This is a genomic window from Achromobacter sp. FW305-C-30-7 (assembly GCF_058783105.1).
This window is the reverse complement of record NZ_JBYSYI010000023.1, coordinates 1-1,211: the sequence shown is the minus strand read 5'-3', so window position 1 is coordinate 1,211 and position 1,211 is coordinate 1. Positions and strand designations below refer to the sequence as shown.

Genomic DNA, 1,211 nt, shown 5'->3' with positions numbered 1-1,211 from the left:
TGTATTGACCCAGCAGAACCTGCTCAGGTTAAGCGGCTAATGCAAATGTCTCAGCCGGGGTCTTCATACCAAGCGCCTGGTGCGGGCGCCGGTGGTTGTAAAAGCGTATCCAGTCCCCGACCACGCGACTGGCGTGCTGGATGGTCTCGAAGCGATGCCGATGCGCACATTGTTCTTTCAACGTGCGGATCACACGTTCGACCATGCCGTTCTGCTGCGGGCAATGCGGCGTGATGAACTCCTGACGCAGCCCATAGCTTCGCACCAACGCGGTGTAGCTGCGAGACGTGAAGACCAGACCGTTATCGGAGCGCAGCAGGAACGGCGCGGGCACGCGGCCCAGCGTTCCGAAGCGGGCAATCAAAGCATGTTCCAACGCGCTGCCTGCGGTGCAGGCCGTGCCGCTTCGAGACAGGTGCCAACCAAGCAGTTCACGCGTATGGCAGTCGATCACCAGCGCCAGCGTCGCCCAACCGTCCCGACCAGCCCAGACGCGGCAAAGGTCCGTTGACCAGCGCTCGTTGGGCTTGGTTGCCACCGACGGCAATGCCTGGATCCGAGGCCTAAAGCCAATGGGTCGCTTTCGGACCTGCCAGCCCATTAACTGGAACACGCGTTGCACGGTGTTCTTGTTGAACCCCAATAGATGCGCAACCGTCCGGTAGCCAAACGAAGGCGACTCTTCGATCAGAGCCTTGATGGGCGCGACAAACTGAGGATCGAGTTTCGGTGCCGACTTCACCGGCTTGTAGTAGATCGTGCGGCGCGGCACCTCAAACCAGCGGCACAGCTTGGCAATCGAGACGGTGATGCCCTCGGCTTGCAGTCCCTGGCGGATCGTCTCGATCACTTCTCGTCCTCGCCCAGCAGGGACTGCAATTTTTTTCTGGCGCGCAGCTCCAACATCGCTTCACCGTACGCCTCTTGCAAATCCTTGAGCTGACGCTCGTACTGCTCGCGCACGTCCTGCGGGTTGGCCCGAAGGGCATTCTCCATGCCGCGTTTGCCATCATCGACCCATTGTTCGACTTCCGAAGGCGATAGGTCGTACTGGCGGCTCGCCTCGGCAACCGTAGTCTTGCCCTGAATGATGTCCAGTACCAGCGCGCTTTTGCGCTTCGCTGTCCAGCGCTTGATGTCGTCTTCCATCTTCATACTCATCGTCAACTTCCTCGATTATGACGTGAGCAGGTTTTCACTGGGTCAATACA

The 1,211-nt window shown here is 59.5% G+C and carries 2 protein-coding genes; both read right to left on the bottom strand.

From position 1 onward, the window contains the following. Window positions 1-28: 28 nt before the first annotated feature. On the bottom strand, window positions 29-850 hold the full coding sequence (locus AC3WOB_RS31620; protein ID WP_492277239.1) for an IS3 family transposase: 822 nt from the start codon (window positions 848-850) through the stop codon (window positions 29-31). Continuing rightward, window positions 847-1,161 carry a DUF1153 domain-containing protein gene (locus tag AC3WOB_RS31615; RefSeq protein ID WP_033535077.1) on the bottom strand — a complete coding sequence of 105 codons (315 nt, stop codon included), beginning with the start codon at window positions 1,159-1,161 and terminating at the stop codon, window positions 847-849. The genes AC3WOB_RS31620 and AC3WOB_RS31615 overlap by 4 nt, the downstream gene beginning before the upstream one ends. Window positions 1,162-1,211 lie beyond the last annotated feature (50 nt).

Excerpts from the sequence above, each read along its gene's own strand:
- AC3WOB_RS31615 (WP_033535077.1), bottom strand. The coding sequence starts at position 1,161 with ATGAGTATGAAGATGGAAGACGACATCAAGCGCTGGACAGCGAAGCGC.